Here is a 4,205-nt window from a genome sequence, read left to right as displayed (position 1 = left end):
GCCGGCGCCATGATGGCCACGGCAGCCGGCCTGGTTGTCCTGCAGCATTAACAGGCAGCTAACCAATTCTTGCCATGCTTTTCCCATGGGAAAGCTCAGCACCATCGCCAATATGTCGCGCTACGATCAGATGCAGTACTACCGCGCCAAGCGGAAGGACGCCTATGCGCAGATGCAGACACTTACCAGCCAGGCCAATAATCTGACCTCGATCAAGGTGTCGGAATCCCAGGGCATGGGCAATATTGTCGCCAAGGTTGCCTATCAGCGCAGCGTCCAGAAGACGGCCTAGGCCATCTCCCCAACCCGCCGGACCCGCCGCAGCAAAGGCGAGAACTCCACCGGCGGCTTCTGCTCCACCCGGCAGTAGATTCGCCCGTCCTTGGTGCGCACCGCATAGCCCAGCGACACCAGCGACCGCCGCAGAAGCGCATGATCGCCAAAACTCGCCCAGGCATTGAGCAACGCGGTCATCTCGGCATCTGAATAATTGCGCCCCGCCTCCATCCGGCTCCACAGTGCCCAAAGACAAAGCGGCTGCAACCCTGCCTTGGCCGGCCAGCGCATCAGTACGCCCCGTCCGTCAAAATGCCGCGCCACCCGCTCGACAAGGTCAAGATCGGGTTCCGGCTCCGCAGGACTGGATAGCCTCGCCGCCCCCTCCGCTCGAAAATGCTGATAGTTCCTGTAGCCCGCGGATTTGCTCAAAAGATTGAGCATCTCCACATGCCCCAGCGGCGCAGCGCGCTCGCTAGGCGTCTCGCGCCCGGCAAGGGCCTCCCTCAGGGAGCGTGCGAAAGCCGAAAGGTCGGCAATAGTCAGTGCGTGAATTTCTCGCGACATGTCACATCCTCGTACATGCCTCAACTGCCGCAAGGCAGTGTCGATGGTCACCGGCTTTCGACGAGGCACGATGGACGTTCCTGTCGGTATTTTAGAGCAGGTTTAGCTTCCCTTTCGGGACGGCGACGCCTCGGTGAACTGCAGACCGTCCCCCGAAATACCCCGTGCTCGAGCCAACATCAAGCCCGCGGCGCAATCACCGCAAACTCATGTCTGTGCCGGGACGACCGAAACGACAAACGGCACGAGAAAACAATCGACCAAACCGCCGAAAATCTTCTTGCCTCTTGCGCATCCGGACCCTAGGAAATCCGCCGTGGGCCTATAGCTCAATGGTTAGAGCCGACCGCTCATAACGGTCTGGTTCCAGGTTCGAGTCCTGGTGGGCCCACCACTTTCCTCCCGGTTTTCTTGAAAGCGGCACGCTCCAGCCGAAGCACACCTGCGCGTCGGCCCAACGAAACCGCGGGGCACCCCACGAAAAACCGATTCGTCAGGCTGCGGTGCAAGCCACGACCGCCACAACGCACCCCGACCGTACGACCAGGGATCACCATCGCTTTTGCTTTTCTGCGAATATTTTCGTTTGTGAGAAAACTAGCTCGCGACAATAACCTCGACGCCGCGCCGCTCGAACTCGACCCGGTCTTCGTCGGTAATCCCGTCATCGGTGATCAATGTGTGTACCAGCTCCACCCCACCCAGCGCCGAAAACGACACGCGCCCGATCTTGGTGGAATCGGCCAGCAGATAGACGTGCGAAGCCGCCTTCACCATGGCGCGCTTCACATAAATGTCCCCAATCGCCGGATAGGTCAGCCCTACATCGAAGGACACACCCGCTGTCGCCAGAAACAGCTTCTGCGCATAAATGCCGACGAAAAACTCGACCGACTTCTCGCCGGAGAGGCTCAGCGTTGGCGCCTTGAACTGGCCGGCCGGCATATGCACCGTATTGGTCGGGATCGCGCCCAGGATCAGCGCGATGTTCAGCGCATTGGTGATGATGTTAAGATCCTGCCGCGACTTCAGATTTTCCGCAAACTGCGTGGTCGTCGTGCCGGAGTCGATGATCAGCGTGTCATTGTTGGTCACAAGCGCCGCCGCCGCCATGCCGATGGCGCGCTTCTTGTCCATGTTCTGCCCATGCTGAAGCGACATCGACTGCACCTGCTGCGGAATGGACTTCAGATAAGCCCCGCCGTGCTCACGGGTAATGGTGCCCTCGGCTTCGAGCCGTTCGAGGTCCTGCCGGATCGTCGCTTCCGATACACCGAATGCTGCTGAAAGATCGCGAACCCTCGCGCTTCCTTCTTCCTGCAGCCATTCGAGTATGCGCATGCGCCGCGGTTCCGCCAGCAATTGCGGCACTCCGCCCGCCTGTGCATCAGCCCCGCCTCGCCGTCCGGTTTTGGTTTTTTGTGCCATTATTCCCGTCCTGCCTGATCGCGATACCATATCGCCTTGTCGCCGGTTGTCCGCAATCTCTCTCAGGCCTCAGATCGAGAAAAAGGTGGAGAACACGCGATCGCAAGACGGCCGCCCGCACCATTCGAAACACAAAACGCAAAAAATCACAAATTTTCCGTATTGCACGAAAGCAGGGCAAGCGGTACTCAACCATACAAGAGCATCCCGCTTCAGCATTTTCGGCCGAGGCAATTGCCGACGGAGGTTCCTTTGCCATCACCCGCCGCCCCCCTGAAGAACGACCTCGTGGGCGATATCGCCGCGCAGGCTCTGTGGATACGCCGCCGCAGCTTCCAGATGGTCTATGAGGCCCAGCAGGGTCACCCAGGCGGCGATTTCAGCGCCACCGACGTTCTCGCGACGCTCTATTTCGGCGTCATGCGCTACGATCCTAAAAACCCGCGCGATCCAAAGCGCGACCGCTTCGTCATGAGCAAGGGCCACTGCACCGGCGCCTTCTATTCCGTTCTCGCCCGCGCCGGCTATTTCCCGGAAGCGGACCTTTCGGACTACATGAAGCCGTTGTCGAAGCTAAACGGCCACCCGAACCGTAATTACCTCCCCGGCGTCGAAACCAATACCGGCCCCCTCGGCCACGGCCTCCCGGTCGCGCTCGGCATCGCCATTGCCGGCCAGATCGACAATGCCGGCTACCGCACCTTCGTGCTCACCGGCGACGGTGAACTTCAGGAAGGCAGCAATTGGGAAGCGGCCCTCACCGGCGGCCACCGCAAGCTCGAAAACCTGACCCTCATCATCGACCGCAACCGCCTGCAGCAGGGCGCCCGCACCGAGGACACCGCCTCGCTCGATCCGCTCGATGACAAGTGGCGCGCCTTCGGCTGGCATGTTGAAGTGGTCGACGGCCACGATCACGCCAAGCTGCTCGAAGTCCTTTCGAAGTCCCCCAAGGGTCGCGGCAAGCCGCTTTGCGTCATTGCCAACACGTTCAAGGGCAAGGGCGTCAGCTTCATGCACGATAACGTCGCCTGGCACCACGGCGTGCCGAATAAAGAACAGTACGAACAAGCCATGCGGGAACTCGTCTGATGAGCGCTGCTGCCCCCTCCAAAGCCGGCCTCTTCGATTGCCGCGACAGCTTTGCCAAAACCGTCGAAGCCCTCGCCGAAGCCGATCCGCGCATCGTCACGGTCGTCAGCGATAGCGTCGGCTCGTCCAAGCTCGGCGGCTTCCGCACGAAATTCCCCGATCGCATGGTCAATGTCGGCATTGCCGAACAGACCCTCGTTGCCGTCGGCGCCGGCCTTGCCAATGGCGGCAAGGTGCCCTTCGTCTCGGCCGCCTCGTGCTTCATCACCGGCCGCGCGCTGGAACAGGTGAAGGCCGACATCGCCTATTCCAACGTCAACGTGAAACTGATTGGCCAGTCCTCCGGCGTCGCCTATGGCGAGTTGGGCCCGACCCATCACTCCATCGAAGACCTCGCCTGGCTCCGCCTCTTCAATAACATGAAGCTGATCGTCCCGGCCGACCCCTGGCAGACTGCCGAGGCCATCAAGGCCGCCGCGGCCTATGACGGCCCGGTCTTTGTCCGCGTCAGCCGCATGGCCGTCCCGGCCCTCGACCGTCCCGAAGGCGCAGTCTTCGAGATCGGCAAGGCCGAAACCCTCGTCGAAGGCACAGACGCAACCATCATCGCCAACGGCACCATGGTCCACCGTGCCGTGGCCGCAGCCAAGGCGCTTGCCGCCGAAGGCATCTCGGCCCGCGTCGTCAACATGGCAACCGTCAATCCGCTCGACGAAGCCGTCATCGCGGCCGCCACCGAAACCGGCGCCATCGTCACCGTGGAAGAGCACTCCGTCCGCGGCGGCCTCGGCGGCGCCGTGGCCGAGGTGGTCATCTCGACCAACCCCGTGCCCATGCGCATC

5 protein-coding genes and 1 tRNA gene are annotated in these 4,205 nt (G+C 61.6%); 4 read left to right on the top strand and 2 right to left on the bottom strand.

All coding sequences use genetic code 11. From position 1 onward, the window contains the following. Positions 1-85 precede the first annotated feature (85 nt). A complete protein-coding gene (locus J0I64_RS02445) occupies positions 86-292 on the top strand; it encodes a hypothetical protein (protein WP_291406040.1) in 207 nt (68 codons plus the stop codon). Here J0I64_RS02445 and J0I64_RS02440 read toward each other — a convergent pair. Further along, positions 289-894 carry a DUF2087 domain-containing protein gene (locus J0I64_RS02440; RefSeq protein ID WP_291406039.1) on the bottom strand — a complete coding sequence of 202 codons (606 nt, stop codon included), beginning with the start codon at positions 892-894 and terminating at the stop codon, positions 289-291. The two genes, J0I64_RS02445 and J0I64_RS02440, sit on opposite strands and share 4 nt — an antisense overlap. Positions 895-1,161: 267 nt before the next feature. Here J0I64_RS02440 and J0I64_RS02435 point away from each other — a divergent pair. Further along, positions 1,162-1,237 (top strand) — tRNA-Ile (locus J0I64_RS02435). Between the two features lie 203 nt (positions 1,238-1,440). On the opposite strand, the gene J0I64_RS02430 is transcribed toward J0I64_RS02435, so the two are convergent. Continuing rightward, a complete protein-coding gene (locus J0I64_RS02430) occupies positions 1,441-2,184 on the bottom strand; it encodes a DeoR/GlpR family DNA-binding transcription regulator (protein WP_291406038.1) in 744 nt (247 codons plus the stop codon). Positions 2,185-2,523: 339 nt separating this feature from the next. Here J0I64_RS02430 and J0I64_RS02425 point away from each other — a divergent pair, with 339 nt between their 5' ends. Continuing rightward, positions 2,524-3,363 carry a transketolase gene (locus tag J0I64_RS02425; protein WP_291406037.1) on the top strand — a complete coding sequence of 280 codons (840 nt, stop codon included), beginning with the start codon at positions 2,524-2,526 and terminating at the stop codon, positions 3,361-3,363. Then, positions 3,363-4,205, top strand: an 843-nt coding sequence (locus tag J0I64_RS02420; protein WP_291406036.1) for a transketolase C-terminal domain-containing protein, incomplete at its 3' end; no start/stop codon positions are given. The genes J0I64_RS02425 and J0I64_RS02420, both read left to right, overlap by 1 nt.

The organism is Devosia sp., assembly GCF_017307565.1.
In the GTDB taxonomy this organism is placed as follows: domain Bacteria; phylum Pseudomonadota; class Alphaproteobacteria; order Rhizobiales; family Devosiaceae; genus Devosia.
This window is presented reverse-complemented; position numbering and strand designations above follow the sequence as displayed.